Below are 24,508 nucleotides of genomic sequence, written 5' to 3'. Positions count from 1 at the left end.
AACAGCAACCCCGAGGGAGTGTCTTCGATGACTTAAGACGCCATAGCTCACCAAACTGACTGCACATCGAGCCTGAGAGTTTCTGTGCAAAAAACCTCCCGGTCAAACTACCGGAACGCATCTTCCAAAAAACGATCCACCCTTTCTGTTCCAGACCGATAATCATCCAGACTAGGTTCATCGCTGGACTGCACGCCCTGCCCGTAAGACGCCAGTTTTTCGATCTCTTCGCGCCGTTCCCCACCAACTTTTGATACCTCAGCAGCAACCACCTTAGGCACCTCAAGCGCCCCAATCTTCGCCTCCAGTGCCTTGATCTGTCCTTGCAGCCCGCGCATTTGGTCACCGGCTGAGGGATATGGCATATCGCCTGCCTGCTTGTCGAAGATCTGCTGAAAGAACCGATCCTCATAGTATTTGATCCGCTTTGCCCGCACGGGCATTTGCGCGTCAACCACCAGAACGATGTCATCAAGGTCCATGCGCCGCGCTTCATCCTCGGGCAGCAACGCAGTTTCTTCGGTCCGTTCAGACATGCTGCGACCGGCGAAGGGGTTGCGGCCGACCGACCGTGAGCGGGTCACAACACGCTTTGTGGTTTTGCCGACGGCTTTGCTGAGCTCTTCGATGGTCTTTTCATCTGAAGGGGTCAGATAGAGCTTGATACCCGCGTTGCCCTGCAGGGCGCGACGGGCGTTCTCGCCGTAGATTTCGTCCAGCGCAGGGATCGTCTGTGTGACAATCGCAAGATTGGCTCGGTACGATCGCAGGGTTTCAATGCTGTCCAGAACGATCGGCATTTTGCCCAGGCGGTTGAACTCATCGAGCATGATCATCACCGGCCAGGGTTCGTCCTTGCCGGGTTCATGATCCTGAAGCGATGCCAGCAAATCCGAGAAGAACAAGCGGATCAACGGCGCGAGCGGTTTTACCATCAGCGGTTCGACCACGAGATAAACCGAAAACGGCGACTTTCGGATGTCGCGGAAATCGAAGTCTGACGTTGCGGTCGCACGGTCGATGGCGGGGTTTGACCACTGCTTCAGGCCGGACGTCATCAAGAGCGACAGATAAGAGGTGAGCGTGTCGTTGTTGGTCGAGGCCATGCGCATGAAGATTAGCTTGGCAGCGGGATTGACCACTTCGTCGGCGCGGCGGCGATATTCCTTCTGCTTGTCCCCGCCAGATGCGGTGATGCGATAGATCTCGCCCAAGGTCGGCCGCTTGCGCTCGAACGCCAAAAGCCCCGCCGCCACGAATAGATCGACACCGCCATCGAGGAGTCCCTGAACCCGGTCGTTATCTGCTTGCAGGAACAAAGAGGCCAGGAGTTGCAGCTCCATCTGCTGACGGTCGACATTTTCGAGCGCCGATATGCGCAACAAAGGATTGTAGCGGTGCGAGCGGCCATCCTTCCAGTCTGTTGGCGCGAACCGGAACACCTTGTCACCCTGCGCAGCCCTGTGGCGGGCGGTTGCCTCGAAGTTTTCACCCTTCACGTCCAGCACAACCGCGCTGCCCTGATAGGTCAGAAGGTTTGGGATGACGAAACCCGTCGTCTTGCCGCGTCCGGTCGGGGCCACGATCAAAGCATGGGGAAAAACCTTGGAAATCACGAAGGGCTTTCGGCTCTTAGGCTTACTCATTTTGCCAAGAACAAACCCATGGCCAGGCTTGCCGAAAAAGCCGTTCCGCTTCATCTCGGACATATGCTGCCAGTGGGTTTCACCGAATTTGGTCAGCGCGTCGTTCATCAAGACGGCACTAAGCAAAACACCGAAACCTGTGCTGATCCCCACGATCAAGTGAACAATCTGCATATCGCCAGGGTGGGTCGTTCGAAGAACCCGATAGCTGCGCGCCAACATCAAGAAATCGATGTCCGCCCCGACCCCGAACCAGCGGAATGTCAGAAAGGCCGACGCCAGAACATACCCTAGCACCGCGCCCAGAAGAGCAAAGCACATGACGCCAAGTGCGATCCGCGCCTTACCCATGCGTCACACCCTTTTCGCCATCGACATCGACGTGCCGCTCGCGTTGAACATCAATTTCTTCATTGGCGATCTCGTCGAGGACATGCTCCATCGCCACGCTGTTCGCCTGAGCAGCATCGCTCTGGAGATATGCCTTGGCCGCATAGAGCCGGTCCAGGCGGTCTTCGATATGCTCCTCCAGCGTGGTCTCATCGCCAATCGCCAAGTCCGGGCTACCCTCTTCACCGACCAGTTCCTCCATCTCAGCACGCAAGGTCTCGCGTTCCTGATCGTTTCGGAATGGATCTGCGGTTGGGTCGTCCCTCATACGGCTCAGGATTTCAGCAGTGGTCGGCGGCAGCTGGTCGATGATGGTTTCCTGCCGGTCGGTCTCCACCGCCCCACTGTCTTTAAGAACCTCAGCATCTGCCAACACACGGCCCAGATCACTGTGCACTTGGTCGAGACGGTCGATCGCTTTCTCAAGCTCGTCGGCGCGTGACAGGTCAAAGCCGTCCTTCTCGGCAATCGCCTTCAGATCTTGTCCAAGCCATTGGCGTTCCAGCGCGGCATTGCCCGCGCCAATTTCGACACGACGTGTCACCTCACGCGCGTCAATGCCGGTGCCTTTCAAAGCCTGTTCGAGGCGTTCGGCAAGCGCCGGATCCTGCAAAGCGCCTTGGGCCTCGGCCCCAATATTCGCAGCGGAATAGATCCCACTTTGGGACGCATCTTCGAGCAAGGTGTGGGACTGCGTTCCCATTGGGCTGAGATGCGACAGAGAGCGATAGATGTCGTTCAGCTCATGCTCCAGCGCCGCGCGACGCTCCACTGGAGCGTCCGCCACAATGCATTCGGCCTGGTTGATCTTGTCGTGAAAGGCATCCACGACCTCATCAAACGAATGCTGTTCTTCGGCCATGCCATATACCTTTCCATCTGCTTCAATCGGTTTGCCCTGCTCCAAAAGCGTCGCGGCCTTGTCCAAGGCTGCTGCAATGTCATGCTGGTTCTCGCGCGAGGCCTCGGCCGCTAAGCCGCGATAAAGCCGCGCGTTCTGCGCCACCTCAGCCAAGGCACGGTCAAGCTCCGGCCCCACGCGCTCACGCTCGGTCAGCTTCTGGCCCGTGATTTCTGCGCGACGTTGGTTAACATCACTTGGCCTCTTCGTCGTGACCCCACGCTCCAGCTTTCGCGTCGCCTCAAGCCTCAGCCCATAGCGGTCCGACACCTCCACCATCGCTTCGCGAAAACTGTCGTAGTTGAAATGGTGCCCTTCTTTCAAAAAGAAGAATTCACCATCCTTGCTGCGCCGGTTCAGGACGATGTGGGCGTGCGGGTGATCCCGGTCCTCATGCACGGCTGCGATGTAGTCAAAATGGCTGCCTTCGCCCTGAAAGAACCGCTCGCAAATCTCGCGCGTGATCTCGGCAACATCCTCGCCGCACGTGCCAATCGGGAAAGCCATCAAGAGATGCGAGGTATGACCCAGCTTGGGATAAAACCGCTCATTCCACTGCGCCGAAAATCGGCGCGTGACCTGCTCGATCTCTTTGGCTGACAGATTGCTTTGACCGTCATAAGTGCCACGACTGTCGATTATGAAGCTCGACTTGGTGGTCAGGTATTCCAGCTGGTTGCGCAGCTGTGTTTTGTTGTGTGTTCCGCCGTCTCGAATGGCTTTGAAGATCGCGGGGGATTGCCCCATCGCCGCCCGGGCCATCTGCTTCGCGCGGGCGCGCGGGACGCTGCCGCGAATGCGGCTCCAGTCGCGATCGAAGAAGGCCTCTTGCGCGGCAGCAACGGCGCTATTGCGGGCCATCGGTAAAGCCTCCCAGTACGCGGGCAACCTCGCCAGACAGCGCGCTTCGGCGGCGCTGCGCCATGCCCTGAACCTGGTCGGCGATATCGAAGATAAGCCCGGCCAAAGCGCGCACCTGGGCATGGGCAGAATTGCCATAGGGCGGCGTCTTGCCCTGGCGCTTTGCCTCGTTCAGTCGCTGTGCAATCTGGTTGATGTTGTTGCCTGTGCGATTGAGCGAGGCAGAGAGCCCCTGCATCTGATTGGCCAGTTCGTCGTCGGGAACAAAAAGACCGTTTGAAGCATGGATCAGCCGCCTCAACCCCTCCGCCCGGCTGTTAATATCATGCCGCGTCAGCACCGCATCGAAGCCCGCAAGCTCCTTTGGCGTGAGCCGGACATTCACCAGTTCTGAACGCACGCGTGCATCCAACTTGCGGCTTTGATCGGCCTTCAACGTGTAGAAGATGCTGCGGGTCGTGACGCCGAATTCGCGCGCCAGATCCTCGATCGGCACCCCCTCGGCACGCTTGCGCACGATGGCAAAACGCTGGTTCTGCGTCAGTCGCTTGTGCCGTGGTGCGCGCGGTCGGCCCATGTGAAGTAATCACCCCTATTTCTTGCCAGCATCATACAGGCAGCCCTGTTATGGCATTTCGCCATAATTGATTCAATATTATAATATTGAATCAACTGCCTGTATTCCGCTTGGAGCAGCCACAGGCTGCGACCGCCGGGCAAAGCCCGGCCACATACGCAATCACGTTTGCTTACCGAGCCAAATCAAAAAAGCCGCCAAGACTGGCGGCTCATTCCTTTTCATTCTGCAGAGTTATGTGGTGCGTTGCCTTTAGCCGCGATCAGCTAATCTGCTGGCAACTGCCTGTTTGGCTCGACCAATTGCCCACAGAACCAACCAGACCGCGGATAGCAGGGCAAAAGTTAAGACCATGCCAACAAAGGCTTCCATTTCATTCGCCCCGTAGCCGTCCGGCCCGGAACTAATCAAACCTTAGAACTTGAAGCCTATTGCCAATAGGGCTGCGATCCAAAGCCACTTGATTGTTTTCATTTACTTCAGCTCTCTCAAGCCATCGTAGATGTCAAAAAACTCTTCAAGAAGCTCTCGGAGTTCGTTCGTGAAGTCTTCATCTGAAACGCCCTCATCTTGCGAAAACTGGAACAGCTGGACATAGTTCCTTCCCTTTCGATCACGCTCGATTCCGTCAAATCCGTCGATCTTTCTGACGGCCAGATCATGCGCAGCTTGAAGAAGGATATCGGGATGTTTGCAAGCCTCAAGTCTGAGGTCATTTTCGCCTGCCGTTGCGGTCATTACACGGTAGTCCGTGCCATCTCCGGCCAAACGTAAGAAAGCTTCCCCTGCTCGAGATACAACAAGCTCTTGCTCCCAATCTCGGTCAAGTTCTCTGCTGAGTTGCCGTGTTTCATGAATTTCAAACTGTGAATTTTCCAATTTCCCACATTCCGCCCAAGATAAATTCTTCAAACCTCAATTGTTTGAGCAACATTGCTCGACCAACCAACTGGTTTCAACCCAAAGATGCGCTTCCATCTCAAGAGTTCATGAACGCGGTTGCCCGCGTCCACTGCTGCTTTGATGTCTTCCATGGTCATCGCAACGCCTCTTCAAGGATTGCGAGAGCCCCAAGACAATCTTCGATATAGGGCTGCTCCTCACCCTCCAGATCGTTCAGCTCCAGCCGGTTCAACACCGCGTAAAGCGTGGCGCGGGCCTCACGGGCAGCGCTACGCAAGCTGACGGTGTCTTCCAGACGTGCCGTCGCAAAATCATCGCTGTGATAGTCAGGGATCATCGGATTTCTCCCGCCTTGTGTTTCCAACGCGGCGCGATGTCTTTGAACGGCACAGTGAAGGGCGGTAGCGCGTCAAAGCCGTTCGAGCTTTTGACCACCTTCACCTTGGCGCAATCATCCTCGACGCTGAGGATCTCGACGCAGAACACGCCGCCCAAACCCGACGGAACAACGATCTCCTTCAGCTCGTGCCGATGCTTCCCGCAATAGACGCAGGTGCTATTGAGCCCGTCGATGATGTGACCGCCGGTCGTGCGATCACAGTCGCAGGTCCAGAATTTTTGGGGCTGATGTTTTTGAGCCATTTGTGGCCTCCTTTTGGGTGCTGCGGTTGGGGCTTGGTTCCCCTTCCGCCGATGGGCTGCACACCGGCCAATCTGATCTGACCGAATACGCATGTATTCAGCGGAAAAGAGTGGGTGGGGGCACAGCCCGACCCACGGCCCTGGAGCGGCCAGTCAATGGGTCAAAGCCAGCAACTGGTGCGGCCCGCAGCGCGCCTTTGCGCGAGGACACGGGTTGCAGGCTTTGACGACGCGCCCGCGCGGCGCTTGCCCATTGACGGGACGAGACAGGGATGTTGGGCGGACCAAGCAAATTGAAAGAGGCCTGAAGGAGGTGAGCGGGCTGTAAGCCAGTCGATCCTCCGCACAGTCCGTTTTTCAGAGCGGCCCGTGCGCAGCAGCACGGGCCACAATTTCTCATCTCATTCACGATGCCTGCTCCTCGCCACGTGAGGCGGGGCGCAGGTGCTCAAAGCTCAACACCGGCCTTCAAGTTGCCGTCCGGATCCAGCCATTTGCGCGCCTCTGCGCAATCCAAGCAAATACAGGTGCAACTGCCTTTCACGATGACTGGCGCGAGAAAGATCAATGGGTTTGACGCGGCGCATTTGCGGCACGTCATCGGGGGCAGGATTGCGGTGCGGCTCATGCTGCGGCCGCTTTCGATTGTCCCGCGGCTGCTAATACAAAATCGGCTGCCTTCTGCGCCTCGGACGCCGCGCGAAAAATCGCCCGTTTGTCTTCTTTGAGCGCTTTCAACCACCCTTCAACATAGGCTGCGCTTTGGCCAAATTCCGGCGCGACGCCAATCTGAGCACCAAGGAAGCAAGCCCCGATTTCCGCCACCAGCTCTTCAAAGGCATAGGCTTCGCGGTTCGCAAACTTTTTGATCCGCTCAAGCCGCCTTTCGCTGCCGGTCCAATGGATAACCTCATGGGCCAACGTCCCATAATAGCCTGCCGCATCGTGAAACGTGGCAATCGGCGGCATGTGGATGTGATCCTTGGCGGGGCTGTAATAGGCGCGCGGATCATCACTGGTGAGGATCTCTGCCCCTGTTCGGCTGAAAAACGCCTCAAGCTCCGGATCTTCGGCCGTCCCAAGGTCTCGCGGGGCTTCGGGCCGCATGTAGTAGTCCTCAGGCAAACCCTCGATCTGATCGGCATTGAAGACGCGGTATGCGCGCGCATAGGGCAGTTCTTCCTCAATGCCCAATTTGTTCTCTCGGGTGAACGTCCCGTATTTGACCACGGTCGACGACGTTTCGCCTTTGCGGACTTGGCCGCACAGTTCCTGCGCCTGCTTGTAGGTCATCCAGCGGCTGGACACATAGCCATGCTTCGCCGCCATGACCCAGAGCATCAGGATGTTAATCCCGCGATACTCCTCCCCGTTGTGTCGGGTTGGCAGGGCAATGCCCGATGCGCTCCCTGTCCACGGCTTGCGCCATGGCGGCGTGCCTGCCTCGATCTCTGCAATAATGGTTTCGGTAACATGGCCATAAATATCAAACTTCGGTGCCATTTGTGGCCTCCTCGATCAAAGTGACGCGGGTGAGGCTTCGCGCCCCCTTCCGCCGATGGGCTGCGCCTCGGCCACCTGATCTGACCGAATACGCATGTATTCGGCGGAACAGAGTGGGAGAGGGCAAAGCCCGACCCATGGCCCTGAACGGGGCTGTCAATCGGCCACATTTGCGAAGAAAATGTCTGCGCCAAAATCAGACGCCAATTTGCCCTGCGAGGAATGGCTCGTCCGCGAGACAGGGGAAATTGGTGCTGATTTTGGGGATGGACTAAGGTTGACCGCCACGGTCAGGGATGTTGGGCGGACCAAATCAGAAGAAGGATGCCTGGATTGGGGTGAGCGGGCCAAAGGCCCGTTGAGCCCCTGTTCAGTCGATTGGATGAGGTTGCCCGCGCGCTTAAGCGTGGGCTCAAAACAAGACGATTATCAGCTTGGCGTGTCGCCACAATCTGTTGCGGCGCTTCTGATCATCATTCAGCCTTGGCGATGATCCAAGAGATAATCCGTGTACATAGGTTGAATTTGGGCTGTGAACACAGGCCGTTACACGATACGTTTACAAAAAACCGTTCGAATTCAGGGCAATCTATTGAAAATCATCGACAACATTTCTGTCCTCTTGGGAGATGAGCTGAAAGCAGGGTCCGAAGCCGGTGCGAAAATACGGGTGGCGGCCAGTTGCTTCTCAATCTTTGCATACGAAGCGTTGCGGAATGAATTGGAAAGCGTCAAAGAGCTCGAGTTCATCTTGACAGATCCGACGTTCATTCCGAACGAAGCTCTCGGGCGTTCGAGGAAAGAGAAAAGAGAGTTCTTTATCCCGAAACAGCTCAGAGAAACTGCTCTGTACGGCACAGAGTTTGAAATTCATCTTCGGAACAAATTGACCCAAAAGGCCATTGCAAAACAGTGCGCGGACTGGATCCGGAGGAAAGCCACCTTCAAATCCAACGCTACTGACGCCCCGATGCAGCAATTCGCGACTATCGAAGCGCGCAAAGGAAACAAGGTTTTCTCGCCTATCAGTGGGTTTTCAGCCGTCGATTTGGGCTACCAGCCTGGCAACGCTGTTTCGAATTTCACGCATGCTTTCCAAGATGATCTGTCTGCAAAAACGTATCTTTCGTTGTTTGATCAGGTCTGGGCCAACCCCGCAAATGTTCAAGATGTGACGGATCAAGTCCTTCAGCACATTGAGGCCGTCTACCAAGAGAATTCGCCGCAAAGGATTTACTTCCTGATCCTGTACAACATCTTCAGGGAATTCCTTGAGGAGGTCGACGAGGATGTGCTGCCCAATGACCAAACGGGATACTTGGATAGCCTCGTCTGGAACAAGCTGTTCAACTATCAACGAGACGCAGCCACTGGGGTAATTAACAAGCTGGAAACCTATAACGGCTGCATCCTTGCGGACAGCGTCGGCTTGGGAAAAACGTTCACCGCGCTTGCTGTCGTCAAATACTATGAACTACGGAACAAATCTGTCCTGGTTCTCTGCCCCAAAAAGCTTGCTGACAATTGGCGCAACTACAACACGAACCTCAAGACAAACCTCTTTGCAGCCGACCGCTTCAACTATGATGTCCTCTGCCACACCGACCTCTCCAGAACATCGGGCGAGTCTCTGGGCATCCCCCTCGATCGGGTCAATTGGGGCAATTATGATCTGGTCGTCATCGATGAGTCTCACAACTTCCGAAACAACGACGTCTACAAGGATCGGGAAACTCGGTACCAGAAGCTGATGAACAAGGTCATCAGGTCCGGCGTGAAGACAAAAGTTCTGATGCTTTCCGCGACCCCCGTTAACAACAGGTTCACCGACCTTCGCAACCAGCTCGCATTGGCATACGAGGGGCATTCGGACACGTTGAGCCGAAACCTGAAGACCAAATCCAGTGTTGAAGAGATTTTCCGGAAGGCTCAAACCGCCTTCAATACTTGGTCAGAGCTCCCTCCAGCGGAACGCACGGCACAATCCATTCTCAGAGCGCTGGATCTTGATTTCTTTGAGCTCTTGGACTCGGTGACGATCGCACGTTCTCGCAAGCACATCGAGCAATTCTACGATACGGCCGACATTGGGCAGTTCCCTGAGCGTAAGAAGCCCATTTCCCATCATCTCCCGATCACATTCCGCGAGGATGTCGTGGGGTTTGACGAGATATATAGCGACTTGTCCCTCCTAAAAATGGCCGTCTACGCGCCGGTGAACTACATCCAACCAAGCCGACTCCGAAAATACGAAGAGCTCTACGACACAAAGACCGAGGGCTCCAAAGGAACGTTGCGCCAGGCCGATCGTGAGCGAAGCCTGCAAGCGCTAATGACGACGAACCTTCTAAAGCGGCTTGAGAGCTCAGTAGAGGCTTTCCGCCTTACACTTGGCGCGCTCGACCGAAACATCGGTGCGATGCTGGATGCCATCGATCGCTTCGAAACCAGTGGCGGCAACGGCAGGATCGAAGACGTCTTCAATGACGTGGACAACTTGGATACCGACGATGATGACTTGTCGGGACTTGGCGAATTTACCATCGGCAAAAAGATCCAAATCGACCTCGCTGATATGGATATCCCAACGTGGAAGGCTGATTTGGGGGGCGACCGCGAAATCATACAAGGTCTATTGACCGAGATGGAAAAAGTTGGCGTCGAAGAAGACGCAAAGCTGCAGCACCTGATTGACGTAATCAAGCAGAAGATGGCTACTCCCTTGAACCCCGGCAATCGCAAGGTTCTGATATTCACCGCTTATGCAGACACCGCCGAATATCTTTATCGCCACGTCGCGCCCACCCTCAAAGGCGCGATGGGGTCCGAAACAGGCATTGTCACGGGCTCAGGGAACCCCAAGACGACCTTGAAACCTCATTACGATTTCCAGTCGGTTCTCACGCTCTTCGCCCCCAAGGCGAAAGAGAAGGCGCTGATCATGCCGGAGGTGCCAGAAGAGCTGGACATCTTGATCGGCACCGACTGCATTTCCGAAGGGCAAAACCTTCAGGATTGCGACTACCTGATCAACTACGACATCCACTGGAACCCGGTTCGCATCGTGCAGCGCTTTGGCCGGGTTGACCGGATCGGCTCGCCCAACACCGCCATTCAGCTGGTCAACTACTGGCCCGACATCTCGCTCGACGAGTACATCAACCTCAAGGAACGGGTCGAAAACCGGATGCACATCGTCGACCTCACTGGCACCGGCGAAGACAACGTGCTGACGGCGAAAAGCAGTGACGTCGCCTATCGCAAGGACCAGTTACAGCGCCTGCAGGAAGAAGTGATCGAGCTCGAAGACGTCAAAACCGGCGTTTCCATCACAGACCTCGGGCTGAACGACTTCCGCATGGACCTGCTGAACTACACCAAGGAACATGGCGATCTGGCGGGCCAACCCAAAGGCCTGCACGCCATCGTCCCGTCCAACCCTGCCAAGGGGCTGCGATCCGGCGTGATCTTCGCTCTGCGCAACATCCACCAGGATGTGAACGTCAACCAGCAGAACCGGCTGCACCCTTACTACCTCATCTATCTCGACAACGACGCGAACGTCATCGCGGACCACACCGAGGTGAAGCGCCTGCTCGACCTGATCCGCTCCAGCTGCAAGGGTCTGGACAAACCGATCAAGGCGCTCTGCGACGCCTTCAACGCGGAAACCAAGGACGGGCGCGAGATGGGCAAGTATTCCGAACTGCTCAGCGACGCGATCAAGTCGATGATCGAGGTGAAGGAAGAGCGCGACCTCGACAGCCTCTTTTCGGGCGGACACACCACGGCGCTGACCCACACCATCGCCGGACTTGATGACTTTGAGCTGCTCGCTTTCATCGTCGTGCGAGACGCCGCATGACAGCGCTCTACGACTACCCAAAAACCGCGCTCCTGAAACGTGTCGTTCCGAAAACGCGGATCTATGACCGCGATCAGGCCACCACCGCGCTCAAGGACAAATTCGTCGCCCAGGTGGACCAGATCACATGGCGCGCCAAGCTGGCCCCGGAAACCATCAACCTGCCCGCCACCAAATCCGTGCCGGAAATTCAGGTGTTCCGCGTCACGCTGAAATCGGGCGCGGTGCAGGACGACGTGCTTAGGGCCATCGACCGCGCCATCCCCTTTCCGATTCTGTTCGAACTGGAACAGGACGGTCAAATCCAAATCGCCGCCGCCCATAAACGCCCGTCAGAGGCGGACGCGGCCAAATGGGTGCTTTCGGACTATCTGCGCTCGGACTGGCTGCCTGCCGACACGCCCCGCAGCCCATTGCCTGTGGCGCTGAACCTTGGCGTGCTTTATGAACAGATCCTGACGGCGCTCATGCCGATTGTGCCGCAAACGGCGGAATCCTTGAGCGCGCGGATGGACCGGACGCACGCTCTGAAAACCAAAGAGCGTGAGATCAGCCAGCTGAAATCCAAGTTGAAACGCGAGACGCAATTCAACATCAAAATGACATTGCACGGTCAGCTGCGTGAGGCGCAGGCGGACTTCGAGCATCTGAAAAAGCCGGAATAGGCAGAGGGACGAGAATGAGTGACGAGATCGAAAAGCTGAAAATGCACAGCCCTGACCTGACGCAGGACAACATCGCCAAGATCCGCGCGCTCTTCCCCGGCTGCGTGACCGAGGCGGCGGGTGAGGATGGCAAACTGCGTCTGGCGGTGGATTTTGATCAGCTGCGCCAAGAGCTGTCGGACAGCATCGTCGAGGGGCCGCAAGAACGCTATCACCTGAACTGGCCGGGCAAGCGCGAGGCGCTGATCACCGCCAACGCCCCCATCGCCAAAACCCTGCGCCCCGCGCGGGACGAAAGCGTGGATTTCGACACCACCCGGAACCTGTTCATCGAAGGTGACAACCTCGAGGCGCTGAAGCTGCTGCAAGAGACCTATCTGGGCAAGGTCAAGATGATCTATATCGACCCGCCGTATAACACTGGGAATGACTTTGTTTATGATGATGATTTTGCCGAAAGTTCTGCAGAGTTTTTAGAACGGTCGAACCAGAAGGATGACGAAGGCAATCGGCTCGTTGCCAACTCAACTTCCAATGGCCGCTTTCACTCTGACTGGCTGAGCATGATCTATTCGCGGCTGAAGGTTGCTTTCAACTTGCTTTCCGACGACGGCATTGTCTTTGCTTCAATCGATGACAATGAAGTCGAAAACCTCCGAAAAGTTTGCGACGAAGTCTTTGGGAATGAGAACCTGCTTGGCGTCTTTCAATGGCGAAGAAGGCAAACGACCGACAACCGGAATTTCACGCGGGTCTCTTTCGACAATGAGTACATTGTTGCCTATTCGAAAAGCGACAAGGGTCGCCTAAAGGGGCGCGACATCGACACCGCCAAATACAAGAATCCGGACAACGACCCCCGAGGTCCGTGGGCCAGCATCGATCTTTCAGGTCTCGCGACCGCCACCCAAAGACCCAATTTGCACTACGACATTGTCGATCCAGCAACCGGCAATGTATTTCCTCCAAACCCCAATCGCGGCTGGTCCAAAAGCAAAGACAACGTTGAGAAGATGATTGAGGAAGGACGAATTCTATTCCCTTCCAAACCCGAAGGTCGGCCAAGGGAGAAGAAGTTCCTCGCGAACCTGCAGAGTAGCGTCACCGGCTTTTCAACTTGGTTGGATTCAGAGCAGGTAGGCTTCAACACAAATGGCACAAGACAAGTGACAGAGCTTCTTGCGGGCAAGTATTTTGACTTCCCGAAGCCAACTGAACTGATCACAACCTTCATCGAACAGGCCGCGACCAACAACGGCGACATAGTTATCGACTTCTTTGCGGGGTCATCGTCAACCGCTCACGCTTTGATGGATACTTCTGCAAAAGATGGCGTCGATCGCCACTTTGTAATGATCCAGATCCCCGAAGAACTAGGCGAAACCACGGATGCGGCGAAGGCCGGATATCGAACCATCGCCGAAATCTCCAAAGAACGCATCCGCCGCGCGGGTCATAAAATCCTCGAAGGGGAGTGTCACCCCGATTGGAACAAGGATGTCGGCTTCCGCGTGCTCAAGATCGACAGCTCCAACATGGCGGATGTGTTCTACACGCCGGATCAGACCGCTCAGGCCGATCTGCTATCCCGCGTGGACAATATCAAACCGGACCGCACGGCCGAGGATTTGCTGTTCCAGGTCCTGCTCGACTGGGGCGTTGACCTGACCCTGCCCATCCACCGCGAGACGGTTCAGGGCAAAACAGTCTTCTTCGTCGCCGACACCGCCCTGATGGCCTGTTTCGACGATGGTATCTCTGAAGATTTGGTCAAAGAGCTAGCAGGCTTTGCTCCCATGCGGATCGTGTTCAAGGACACCGGCTTTGCCGACGACCAGACCAAGATCAACGTGCGCCAAATCTTCAAAGCCATGTCGCCCGAGACCGAAGTGAAGGCGATTTGACACCATGAAAATCAAGTTCAAGTCGCAACCCTATCAGACAGCGGCGGTCGAGGCCGTGGTCGATTGTTTCGAGGGCCAGCCCAACACGGCGGCCCAGGTCTATCGGATCGACCCCGGTGTCCGTAAGCAGATGCGGTCCGATGAAGACGGCTTTCGTAACGCCGATATTGCCATGCCTACGAGCCAAGTGCTGGAAAACATCCGCAAGGTGCAGCAGCGCCAGAACCTTCCCTTGTCCGAAAGCCTGAGCACCTTTGTCGATGACAAGGGCAAGCCCAAAAAGGCCAGCTACAAGGCGGGCGCGGCCATCAACCTCGACATTGAGATGGAGACCGGCACGGGCAAGACCTATTGCTATATCAAGTCGATCTTCGAGATGAACAAGCGCTATGGTTGGTCCAAGTTTATCATCATGGTGCCGTCGATTGCGATCCGCGAAGGCGTGGCCAAGTCGCTGGAGATGACGGCCGAGCATTTCGTCGAAAGCTACGGCAAGAAGGCGCGGTTCTTCATCTACAACTCCAAGCGTTTGCATGAGCTGGAGAGCTTTTCCTCGGACGCGGGCATCAACGTGATGGTGATCAACGTGCAGGCGTTCAATGCGAGCGGCGCTGACAACCGGCGAATCTATGAAGAGCTGGATGATTTCCAGTCCCGCCGCCCCATCGACGTGATTGCCAAGAACCGCCCCATCCTGATCCTCGACGAGCCACAGAAGATGGAAGGCACGGCAACGCAGAATGCCCTGCCCAAGTTCAACCCGCTTTTCATCCTGCGCTATTCCGCGACCCACAAGACGATCCACAACAAGGTGCATCGTCTGGATGCGGTCGACGCGTTCAGCCAGAAGCTGGTCAAGAAAATCGAGGTGCGCGGCATTCAAGCCAAGGGTCTGACGGGCACGAATGCGTATCTCTATCTGGAAGGCATCCAGATTTCCAAAAGCGACCCTGTGGCGCGGATTGAGATGGAGGTGAAGACGGGCTCGGGCATCAAGCGGGTGCTGCGGAAGGTCGAGAAAGGTCGCAACCTGTTCGACCTGTCCAAGGGGCTTGATCAATACCGAGACTTTGTCGTCTCTGACATCGACGCACGAGTGGACGAGGTACATTTCACGAACGGCGCTGTCCTGAAGGCTGGTGAAGCCAGTGGCGATATCACTGAACGTGACATCCGCCGCATTCAGATCCGCGAGACCATCGCGGCCCATCTCGAGCGCGAAAAGCAGCTTTTCGCCAAGGGCATCAAAGTGCTGTCCCTGTTCTTCATCGACGAAGTGGCGAAGTATCGGGACTACGATGCTGAGGACGAAAAAGGCGAATATGCCAGCGTCTTCGAAGAGGAATACGAAGCGCTGAAAACCGAGTATCTTGGCGAGCTGCCCTTGGAGGATGAAGCCTACCGAAAGCATCTGGACAGCATCGACGTCGGTGCAACCCACAACGGCTATTTCTCGATCGACAAGAAGGGCAAGCTGGTTGACCCGAAGGTCAAAGCGCGCGGTGAGTTCGCTGGTTTGACAGATGACGTTTCGGCCTACGACCTGATCCTGAAGGACAAGGAGCGCCTGCTTTCCTTCGAAGAGCCGACGCGGTTCATCTTCTCCCACTCCGCTTTGCGCGAGGGCTGGGACAATCCGAACGTCTTTGTGATGTGCATGCTCAAGCACAGCGACAACACCATATCGCGTCGTCAAGAGGTTGGCCGGGGCCTCCGCATTTCGGTCAACAAGAACGGCGATCGTATGGATCACGCGGCAACCGTGCATGACATCAACGTCCTGACCGTGGTGGCCAGTGAAAGCTACAAAGACTTTGTCGGCGGGCTTCAGAAGGAAATCGCTGAAAACCTGTCGGAGCGCCCGCGCCAAGCGAACGCCGAGTACTTCGAAGGCAAGTCGATCACGGTCAACGGCAGTGAAACCACTGTAACCAAGGACATGGCCAAACGCATCGAGCGGTATCTCGTCAAGAACGACTACATCGATGATAATGATGGCATCACTCAAGCGTATCATGACGCGCGTGAGGCGGGCACGCTGGCTGCGTTGCCCGAAGAACTGCTGGACCAACAGGAACAGATCCTGCAACTGATCGACACCGTGTTCAACGGAAGCCAGCTCGAGAACATGATGGGCGATGGCCGCAAGCCCAAAGCAATCCCACGAAACAAGAACTTCGAAAAGAAGGAGTTTCAAGAACTTTGGCAGCGCATCAACCGCAAGGCTGTTTATCAGGTCGAATTTGACTCCAATGACCTGGTCAGACGCTGCGTCAATGCTTTGGATCGGGATCTCGTTGTCTCGCCTCTGCAATACGTCGTCACCGAAGGCAAACTTTCGGATGAGCTGACTGAGGCTCAGCTTCGAACCGGAGCTGCGTTCAAGCAATCGGGTATACGCAGTGAGGAAAGCAGCTCTGCCCACTCGCTGGTTTCATATGATGTCATCGGCAAACTTGCCGAAGGTGCAGACTTGACGCGTGGGACGATCGGGAAAATTCTGACCGGAATGAGCGCTGCGAAGTTCTCGACGTTCCAGGCCAACCCTGAACAGTTCATCTCTGAGGCCTCACGCATAATCAAAGAGCAAAAGGCCACGACTGTCATCGAGCATCTGACCTATGATGCAACTGCCGACAGATACGACACCGATATTTTCCCCGCGACCCAGAGTGGCACTGATCTGACGCAAGCCGTCGGGAAGTTGCGAAACCACATCTATGACTATGCGGTGGTCGACTCTGGGGTCGAACGCAAATTTGTCGAAGACCTGGATACAAGCGATGAAATCGTCGTCTACTCGAAGCTTCCGCAGGGGTTTCTCATCCCCACGCCTGTCGGAGACTACAACCCCGACTGGGCGATAGCTTTCAAAGAGCAATCGGTGCAACACATCTATTTTGTGGCGGAAACAAAGGGTTCCCAGCCGTCTCTCAAGTTCCGCGAGCTGGAGCGAGAGAAAATCAAGTGCGCTAGGAAGTTTTTTGAGGAAATTGCAAACAGCGTCCCAAATGACCGGGTTAAGTATGATGTGGTATCAGACTTTTCTGAGCTCATGTCCGCAGTTCGGGGCAACTAGCGATGCTTTGGAGATAACCTTTGGTCGGTGTTGATTTGAACCAAAACTGTTTGTCCCACTTATCCCAGCGGCGCTTCGCTGACCTGATCCATTGTGAGCGCAACGGTCTGCAATCGTTGTTGGCCAACCTTCCGAAATTGCACAAGCATTGAATTTAAACGGACGAAAGAATGAATAACCAGCCAAAGCCAGATTCGAAGACATACGATGACCTGATCTCGGACGTCAAAAAAGGCATCATCAAGGTGCCCAAGTTCCAACGGGATTTCGTCTGGGACTTGAAGGCAACTGCCAAACTTCTGGATTCTATCCTCAAAGGTTATCCCATCGGAACCTTCATCCTTTGGGAAACGGATCAACGCATCAATGATATAAAAAACATTGGTGGCTTTGACCTACCCGAGACGCCCATAGGGCGCAATGTTCAGTATGTCCTTGATGGGCAGCAACGCATCACTTCCCTCTTCGCGGCTTATCTTGGTGCGCAGATCAGAAAACCCACCGAGAAAAAGGTGACCGACTACAAAGACATCGTCGTGAACCTGGAAGAGAACCTCGAGGAGAAGGAAAAGGACATCGTCACCGTGAAAGACGAGGCGGAGGTTTTCATACCTCTGCATGACGTTCTGAACTTTGATTACCAGATGGGCAATGAACTGGAACAGCGTGGTTTTGAGAAACCACAAATCAATCAGATCAGTGCTTATTCCAGCGCCTTTAAGACCTATGCGTTCTCAACCGTCACCCTTCGACAGAACGATATCGAGTCCGCCATTGAGGTGTTTACTCGAATAAATACGGGGGGAAAGGTTCTCACGCTTTTCGAAATCATGTCGGCCAAGACCTACGACGAAGCCGCTGATTTCGACATGCAGGCCCGTTGGGAGAAGTTCCAGAAAAGGCTTAATGACAGCAAGTACGAAAACATTTCTCCCTCTGTTCTTCTGCAAATCCTGAGTCTCGTCATAAGTGAGTCGAAGGAGTGCAAGCGAAAGACGATCCTTGGCCTGGACAAGGCGGACATCATTGCAAGGTGGGATGATGTCATCTCTGCGATCGAGAAGACCATCGATCACTTCCGAACAGTATTGCGGATACCTGTTTCCCAAATTCTGCCCTACGACACTCTTATCGTGCCTTTTGCCTACTTCTTCTTGAAAACGGGCAAGTCACCCAGCGGGCAGCAACGGAAATATCTGGAAGAGCTCTTCTGGCGTTCTTCCTTGTCGCTGCGGTATTCATCGGCAACTGAATCCAAGCTGGCGGCTGATATCAAGAAAGTTGATCTAATCATAGCAGGCCAGCGGCCAGCTTACCCCGAGTTCAAACTTTTCATCAATTCAGCTCAAGATCTTCGTGAAACAGACTTCTCGACCGGGAACGCCATCTGCAAGTCGATCCTGTGCATTCTCGCATATCATGAACCAAAAGATTTCGACACAAATGGTAAAGTGCTTCTGGATAACTCCTATCTCAAGATCGCCAGCAGTAAGAACTACCACCATTTCTTTCCGAGGGCATTTGTCCGTAAACACGGCAGCGATGCAGAAACCCCCTATGCCAACTCGATTGTCAACATCACTTTGGTCAGCGCCGAACTGAACAAGAAGCGGATCGGCGCAAAGGCCCCCTCGGTCTATCTAGCGGATTTTGCAGATGAGAACTCAGAATTGAAACACGCGCTGAGCAGCCATCTCATCGAGTTGGATGATGCCTCAGTTGTTCAAGCCGATTTCACTGCATTCCTGAAGCGTCGCTCAGAAGTTCTCTATGCCGAGATCTTGAAGCGCATCGAACCATCCGAGGCACCTGCTCAGATCGATCCCATCCACGAAATGATCCTCGAGGGGGAAGGCCAGCTGGTAGAGTTTAAATCCACTCTGCGATACGACATGCGTACTGGCGAAGTGAACAAGAAGCTCGAGCATGTGGTCGCCAAGACAGTTGCGGCATTCATGAATTCTGACGGTGGAAGCCTCTTCATTGGTGTAGATGACCATGGGAATGCCATTGGCCTCGAACTCGACTGCGGCACACTTTCAAAGAAAGATCGGGACGGCTTTCAACTCCACATTGCTAATATCTTCGACAAGTTCCTCGGCAAGGACGTTATGAAGCTCTGGAAGCTCAACTGGCCCACCTATGACGACAAACAGATTTGTCATGTTGAGGTCACAAGGGCGAACAAACCCGTTTACGTGATTTCCGAAGGTAAGGAGGAGTTCTTCGTACGCAAAGAAGGATCATCGCAGCCCCTTTCGCGTGCGGAAGAGCATGAATGGAACAAGGGACGCTTCTGAGAAAAGATCCAGAGCCTTGAGCAACGGGGCACCAGAGCGGGAATCCCGCCCTGGCGCTAAGATCACTCGATGACCGGGTCTTCATCGCGACGAGGGAAGGCGACCATGTCGACGTCGGGGAACATGCTGTGCTTGACGTTGATCGAAGTGATGTTGCCGCTGTCGTCGGTGTTGACGAAGACGACGCCGCAGCGGTCCCAGAAGTTCTTGCCGTCTTTTTCGCCGGATTTGACGTTCAGTTTCAGAGTTTGAGTAGCCATTTTTTGATCCTCACTTTGAGTGTTTCGATGAACATGACCAAAGCTGGCACCAAGGGGTTGTCAGCGAGAAACTTGCCTCGCGAGGAATGCGCTGGCGCAGGGGAATTTTCTTGTTGAAGCGGGCCTTGCACCGCGTCTGCTACGGCTGCCTGCTTATGTTCAGCAATCAGAAACACGGCGTTGAGGAACGGACTTGGAACTCAGAATTTAACTGGTCTCGTCAACCTGCTCCATAAGGGCGCAGGAACTTCAAAGACCGCAGCAGCCATTATTCTCGACATCTTACGCTTCAGCGTAATTTTTCTAGATTTGCGCTTCAGCGTAAATTTCACACTGGTGTGTTGCTTTGCCCTCGAGCTCAATCAACGCGAGGCGACAGCTACCGCGGTTCACGCTCGCGCCAGATCCGCTTCCTCGTGCTCGAAGGCTGTTGCCATCTCCCTGATCTCCCTCTCCGGAGCTCCCAAGGCACGGGCAACATCACGCCAAGCGATAGTCGCTTCGGCTACCTCAGAAATGATGCGATCGGCCTCCCCGCGTTCAAGAAGATAGGATTCATGTTGCGCGCGGTGCAGAGCGATACTCGCATCCGGATTGTCGTCATCAACGTAGCTCTTGAGCACACGCGGTTGGTTCGGCACAGGGTTGATGTCGTAAGCCGGTGAGAGGTGCCAGCCGCCACGCCCGCGCAGAAATCCGTGATTGCGCATATGGTCATCCAGGTTCGTCACGAGAATGGAGAAGGCGACCCGCCGGTACAGCTCTTCGCGGTCTTGATCGGGTGTGACGCTTTCTGAGGTGATAATGTCTGCCAGGTCCAAATAGCTGTAGCTTTCGCCATCTTTTCCGCCCAGCATCGCAATCGCTGAGATAAACGGGATCCTGCCGTCCTCGTTCCGGTCAAACCGATGGGACAAGAAAACAGGCTTGTCGCCCGCCATCTCAAGCGTGTGGTCCGAAACCGTAATTCCGGCGCGTCTTGCGAGCTCCAGTGCAATGGCTTCCCAGCGCTCGACGCAATAGGTGTCCGTCTCTTTCGGGAACTTGGCAACAGAAAGACGGCCGTGCTGGTCAAGGATGCTGGCCTTCGGCCGAGCGCCTCCTAGCGAGCTCCCCGGTGCAAACAGCATTTTGAGGTCCTCAGCGGTCTCCTCCCCGCGCAAAACGCGCTGAGACGCATGAAGCAAATCCCCAAGGCTCACGAGCGCAGGCACCCCGATACCCTCGCGCGCTTGGAACTCACCATCAACCTTAAAGCGCAGCGCACCCAAACGTGTCTCGTCATTTACGCCAAGCAGGTAGTCGGTTTCTTGCAGCACTCTCGGACGTCGCCCCTCGACCTCTGCCATGCGCCCCTCATAGCGCCGCATCACCGTTCTGCCCCAGGTATCAGGGGCAGAATCCCCAAGCGGTGCAAGCATGTCCTGCCCTGCCCCAGGCACGAATTGTCCTTTGACTAGGGGCATGTCCGGCGAAAGCCCGAAGGCGTTTTCGTCGGCAAGCCAATCGTCATGATAGGTGAAGGACACCCGCTCTCGGCCGCGCCCTGCTGTGCGGTGGAGCGTGCCGACCTGTTTCAGCCCCTTCCAGTCGATCCATACCTCAACCATTTTTCAGTCTCGCGCGCTGCGGGAGGTCATCCAGGGCCATCTGCTCGCCAACCGGATCATCGATATCCCCCCAACCTTTCAAGAGGCCGAGCGCCTGCAACACAGCCACGTAAGTGCCGATCTTGACTGCGGGGTTTCCGCTTTCGATCTTGGCAATGGTCTGCCGCGTTGTGCCAGCGCGCTGCGCGACAATCTCAGCGGTCAGTTTGCGACGCAGTCGCGCAACACGAATGTTTTCCCCAAGTGTCACGAGCTCTTTGCGTGCCGCTCTGGGCATTTTGATCGGAACAGCCATAATGATATCTCCAGGCGACACTAAGCCCAAAAATGTTACACTGAGAAAACATTAATGTCAATTTTCACCGCTTAGCTCCATAACCCAACGCCGCCACACGAACCCCATCTTATGTTAACTCAGCATAACATTGGGCGCATTAAGGTTACCATTACGAAACACAACCCGGTCACCTCACCACACTCATACAACGCGTCTGCTCGAAGGAAGCGATTGCGTCGCCTTCCTTCGAAAGTCATGCCTGCAGCCCCGCAGCGCGCACCTGCTCGGGCGTCACCAGCTGTGATGCGATCAAATCCTCGATCTGGCGGTTCGTGATATGGCGGCACAGGGGATGGCGCTCGTGGATCCACTCGGCGAGGCTTGCACGGCCTTTGGCTTTGGCCTCTCGTGCCTTCTCGCGGTCGGACTGCACCTGTGCAAGCCCCTTCTCCCACCTGCGCATCTTGAACCAATTGTCCGAGAAACAGACCTTGCTGCGCGTGTAGCCCTCGCTTTCCTTCGCATAGGCTTTGACCGCCTGCTTCAGATCATCGGGTTCCACACCGGCTTTCACAGCCGCTGCAATCAGGCGCAGAGTAGTCCGCCGGTCTCGGATCCTATCTTCGGGATAGGCCGCCAAGATCTTCTCAGCTTCAAGATCTTCAACCTCCTCCGCCGCCTCGCGCCTGCGCGTAGGTGGTTTATGGATGGTTTTAGGATGGTTTGGGGTCCACCGTGAACCCCGTACCCCGTTCACCGTGGACCCCGTACCGGGTTCAGGCTGGACGGGGTTCACAGTGACCCCCGTCTCAATATCGGGCTCGGCAGTGGGTTCGAGCGCGGCCACGCGCTCCAGAACAATGCGGTAAATGACGGTGTAGCCGTTCTTGCAGTGCCGCCGTCCTGTCTCGATCAGAATGCCTTCTCGCAGGAAGTCGATGATGGTGCGCTTCACCGTGCTCTCGCTGAGCTCTGTGTGGCGCTGGATCGTCCCCTTGGAACACCAGATGCCCGAGCCGTCATCGCTCGCCTTGTCGGCCAGGAACATGATGATCTGCTTGCGTGCGGCGCTGCCAAAGCGGCGCTCGGCGCATTCATTCGCTATGCGCCAGCTCATGATCTCACCGCCAATTGGGTTGAGGTCAGACCGGAAATGCCGTAGGTATGGGGAAGGAAATATTCTTCTATGCCGTTGAGGTGGGTGGCCGCCCCCTCAGCGGTTTTTCTTTGCCTGCAGGCTGGTAGAGAAGCTTGCGAAAAACCGTTTACTTGGGCTTCGTAACCTATTGAAAAATGACCCTGAACGAAACAAGTCCGTTTACAATTTTTCCCTTTGAAATCAACGAAGTTTTCCGGATTGCAAATCCGTGTACACCGGTTCGATTCCGGTACTCGCCTCCAAAATCGGACCGAAACAAAGCTCGCTCGAAAAATTTACTTATTTTTTCCAGTTAGTTACTCAAAAATTCAATTGACTGTCGTCAGAAATCCCGCAACAGAGACTAAATCGAACCGTTTAACGGAGCGCGCGAGAGGATTGCAATGGGGATCGTCAATGCCCGAGGGCGTTACTATTGGGTGAAGCGCGTTCCCAAGCGTTTCAAAGGACTTGTTCGCGGCCAAGATGGACAACCGATCACCCAGGTGCGACAAGCCCTTCATACAGACAGCAAAGCTGAGGCATTGGCTAAAGCTGCCCAAATTGAGGTCGCACGAATGGCGGAATGGGAAGCTCTGGCCGCTGGTGATAGCGGCACGGCCCGCGCGCACTACGAGTCGGCAAAGAAACTTGCTGGAGTGCGAGGTTTTCAATATCGCGCACTGAACACCCTACTTAGTTCGCCAATTGAAGAAATCGTTGGTCGACTAAATTCCCTTGGCACACCTAAAAAGCTTGAAACACCCGAAGTAGTCCGAGCCGTTCTTGGGACTGTGCCGGTCACTCGCCCTGATCTCGAGAGTGTCCTCAATGAGTACATCGACCTAACTAAAACCCGTCACTTGAGTAAATCAGACGCGCAAAAGCGCCGTTGGAAATTGTCCAAAGAGCGGGCAGTCAGGAACTTCGTCTCGGTCGTGTTCCCATCCCATTCACCGCCGATTGATCAAATCACACGCTCAGATGCGTTGAAGTTTCGGAATTGGTGGTCGAAACGCATCGAGACTGATGGCCTGGCAGCACAAACTGCTAACAAGGACTTTGGGCACTTGGCAGAGATTTGGGGAACCTGGTGTGAGCTAACCGCGACCCATCTTGAAAACCCGTTTTCCAAGTTGGCTCTGGACGGCGCAAAGGAGATACAACGCCCATCTTTCAGCCGAGAATGGCTTCAGGACCGACTATTGGCGAAAGGAGCGTTTGACGGTTTAAATTCAGAGGCAGCCGATATCCTGCTGGTCATGATCAACACTGGCCTAAGGCCCTCCGAGGTCACGGACGCACCCCTTGAGGACTTCTGTATTCAAGAAAACATACCTTTTATCAGAATTGCCCCCAATGGGCGCGAGTTGAAAGTTGCACATACACGGCGCGAAATTCCGCTACTGGGCGCGTCCCTAGAGGCCGCGCGACGATTAGTAGCGCGTGGCGGCATCCAGAAATACGTCCGCAAAGCTTCGGGTTGGTCAGCGTTAGTCAACAAATACATGGGGAACAATGGCTTGAAGGAAACGCCGCGCCACACTGCTTATAGTTTAAGACACTACGTTGAAGATGCGCTTTTACACGCAGGCGTAGACGACCGGATACGCGCCGACATCCTTGGACACAAGTATCATCGTCCTGTTTATGGAGATGGCGGCGGCCTCGTAGGTCGTCGCGATGCTTTAGACAAAATCGCTCTTTAGGCGGCCATTCAAATCCAAGGGTTGCCCAATCTCCGTCAGTTGCTGGCATTCCCAATGCGCCGCCTTCCCCGTTGGAAAGAAAATCGGAAACAACTCACGGTCGACCGGGGAGTTTCCAAGACTATGGGCCAGCTTCCCGAACCGCGATGCAAACATGTGCCGAATGAGCAAGCTGCTTAATGCCTTGGGCATAACACTCATGCGCGGCAAAGCAGTCTTTGGTTCAGCGCTATTGGTCTATTTGGTCAGTGCCCAGCTTGGTTTGCCCGGACGAGACA

The 24,508-nt window shown here is 55.2% G+C and carries 19 protein-coding genes; 6 read left to right on the top strand and 13 right to left on the bottom strand.

Translation table 11 applies throughout. From position 1 onward, the window contains the following. Window positions 1-107 precede the first annotated feature (107 nt). The 9 genes from AC2FFH_RS07085 to AC2FFH_RS07045 all read right to left on the bottom strand — a co-directional run bounded on the left by AC2FFH_RS07085 (window position 108) and on the right by AC2FFH_RS07045 (window position 7,423). Window positions 108-1,997 (bottom strand): type IV secretory system conjugative DNA transfer family protein, encoded by a 1,890-nt coding sequence (locus tag AC2FFH_RS07085; RefSeq protein WP_496844067.1) that lies wholly within the window; start codon window positions 1,995-1,997, stop codon window positions 108-110. Further along, window positions 1,990-3,798 carry a relaxase/mobilization nuclease domain-containing protein gene (locus AC2FFH_RS07080; protein WP_496844066.1) on the bottom strand — a complete coding sequence of 603 codons (1,809 nt, stop codon included), beginning with the start codon at window positions 3,796-3,798 and terminating at the stop codon, window positions 1,990-1,992. Before AC2FFH_RS07080 ends, AC2FFH_RS07085 begins: the two co-directional genes overlap by 8 nt. Beyond that, window positions 3,785-4,375: a hypothetical protein gene (locus AC2FFH_RS07075; protein WP_496844065.1), complete on the bottom strand. Its 591-nt coding sequence runs from the start codon at window positions 4,373-4,375 to the stop codon at window positions 3,785-3,787. Before AC2FFH_RS07075 ends, AC2FFH_RS07080 begins: the two co-directional genes overlap by 14 nt. A gap of 474 nt (window positions 4,376-4,849) precedes the next feature. After that, window positions 4,850-5,254, bottom strand: a complete 405-nt coding sequence (locus AC2FFH_RS07070) for a response regulator (protein ID WP_496844064.1) — start codon at window positions 5,252-5,254, stop codon at window positions 4,850-4,852. A gap of 29 nt (window positions 5,255-5,283) precedes the next feature. Then, window positions 5,284-5,415: a hypothetical protein gene (locus AC2FFH_RS07065; RefSeq protein ID WP_496844063.1), complete on the bottom strand. Its 132-nt coding sequence runs from the start codon at window positions 5,413-5,415 to the stop codon at window positions 5,284-5,286. Next, window positions 5,412-5,615 carry a hypothetical protein gene (locus AC2FFH_RS07060; protein ID WP_496844062.1) on the bottom strand — a complete coding sequence of 68 codons (204 nt, stop codon included), beginning with the start codon at window positions 5,613-5,615 and terminating at the stop codon, window positions 5,412-5,414. Before AC2FFH_RS07060 ends, AC2FFH_RS07065 begins: the two co-directional genes overlap by 4 nt. After that, window positions 5,612-5,920: a hypothetical protein gene (locus AC2FFH_RS07055; protein WP_496844061.1), complete on the bottom strand. Its 309-nt coding sequence runs from the start codon at window positions 5,918-5,920 to the stop codon at window positions 5,612-5,614. The genes AC2FFH_RS07060 and AC2FFH_RS07055 overlap by 4 nt, the downstream gene beginning before the upstream one ends. A 448-nt stretch (window positions 5,921-6,368) precedes the next feature. Continuing rightward, entirely contained in the window at window positions 6,369-6,548 is a 180-nt protein-coding gene (locus AC2FFH_RS07050) for a hypothetical protein (RefSeq protein ID WP_496844060.1), read from the bottom strand. Continuing rightward, a complete protein-coding gene (locus AC2FFH_RS07045; RefSeq protein WP_496844059.1) occupies window positions 6,545-7,423 on the bottom strand; it encodes an ArdC family protein in 879 nt (292 codons plus the stop codon). The genes AC2FFH_RS07050 and AC2FFH_RS07045 overlap by 4 nt, the downstream gene beginning before the upstream one ends. A gap of 592 nt (window positions 7,424-8,015) precedes the next feature. On the opposite strand from AC2FFH_RS07045, the gene AC2FFH_RS07040 reads away from it, so the two are divergent. From AC2FFH_RS07040 to AC2FFH_RS07020, 5 genes are all read left to right on the top strand, one after another. Next, a complete protein-coding gene (locus AC2FFH_RS07040; RefSeq protein ID WP_496844058.1) occupies window positions 8,016-11,288 on the top strand; it encodes a helicase-related protein in 3,273 nt (1,090 codons plus the stop codon). Then, window positions 11,285-11,953, top strand: a complete 669-nt coding sequence (locus AC2FFH_RS07035; protein WP_496844057.1) for a DUF4391 domain-containing protein — start codon at window positions 11,285-11,287, stop codon at window positions 11,951-11,953. The genes AC2FFH_RS07040 and AC2FFH_RS07035 overlap by 4 nt, the downstream gene beginning before the upstream one ends. A 14-nt stretch (window positions 11,954-11,967) precedes the next feature. Next, on the top strand, window positions 11,968-13,857 hold the full coding sequence (locus tag AC2FFH_RS07030) for a site-specific DNA-methyltransferase (RefSeq protein WP_496844056.1): 1,890 nt from the start codon (window positions 11,968-11,970) through the stop codon (window positions 13,855-13,857). Window positions 13,858-13,861: 4 nt separating this feature from the next. Next, a complete protein-coding gene (locus AC2FFH_RS07025) occupies window positions 13,862-16,936 on the top strand; it encodes a type III restriction-modification system endonuclease (protein WP_496844055.1) in 3,075 nt (1,024 codons plus the stop codon). Window positions 16,937-17,106: 170 nt separating this feature from the next. After that, on the top strand, window positions 17,107-19,236 hold the full coding sequence (locus AC2FFH_RS07020) for a GmrSD restriction endonuclease domain-containing protein (RefSeq protein ID WP_496844054.1): 2,130 nt from the start codon (window positions 17,107-17,109) through the stop codon (window positions 19,234-19,236). A 62-nt stretch (window positions 19,237-19,298) separates the two neighbouring features. On the opposite strand, the gene AC2FFH_RS07015 is transcribed toward AC2FFH_RS07020, so the two are convergent. From AC2FFH_RS07015 to AC2FFH_RS07000, 4 genes are all read right to left on the bottom strand, one after another. Next, window positions 19,299-19,496: a hypothetical protein gene (locus AC2FFH_RS07015; RefSeq protein WP_108800533.1), complete on the bottom strand. Its 198-nt coding sequence runs from the start codon at window positions 19,494-19,496 to the stop codon at window positions 19,299-19,301. Window positions 19,497-19,885: 389 nt separating this feature from the next. Then, entirely contained in the window at window positions 19,886-21,106 is a 1,221-nt protein-coding gene (locus AC2FFH_RS07010; protein ID WP_496844053.1) for a type II toxin-antitoxin system HipA family toxin, read from the bottom strand. Next, complete coding sequence (locus AC2FFH_RS07005; protein ID WP_171186123.1) at window positions 21,099-21,401, bottom strand: helix-turn-helix transcriptional regulator; 303 nt, start codon at window positions 21,399-21,401, stop codon at window positions 21,099-21,101. The genes AC2FFH_RS07010 and AC2FFH_RS07005 overlap by 8 nt, the downstream gene beginning before the upstream one ends. Before the next feature lie 235 nt (window positions 21,402-21,636). Next, entirely contained in the window at window positions 21,637-22,500 is an 864-nt protein-coding gene (locus tag AC2FFH_RS07000; RefSeq protein ID WP_496844052.1) for a hypothetical protein, read from the bottom strand. 425 nt (window positions 22,501-22,925) lie between these two features. Between AC2FFH_RS07000 and AC2FFH_RS06995 the strand changes: the two genes are divergently transcribed. Then, on the top strand, window positions 22,926-24,230 hold the full coding sequence (locus tag AC2FFH_RS06995) for a tyrosine-type recombinase/integrase (protein WP_496766861.1): 1,305 nt from the start codon (window positions 22,926-22,928) through the stop codon (window positions 24,228-24,230). The last annotated feature ends 278 nt before the right edge of the window (window positions 24,231-24,508 follow it).

It is taken from the genome of Ruegeria sp. YTSC003, from assembly GCF_059609785.1.
The sequence above is the reverse complement of the archived record's forward strand: the minus strand, read 5'-3'. Positions and strand labels throughout refer to the sequence as shown.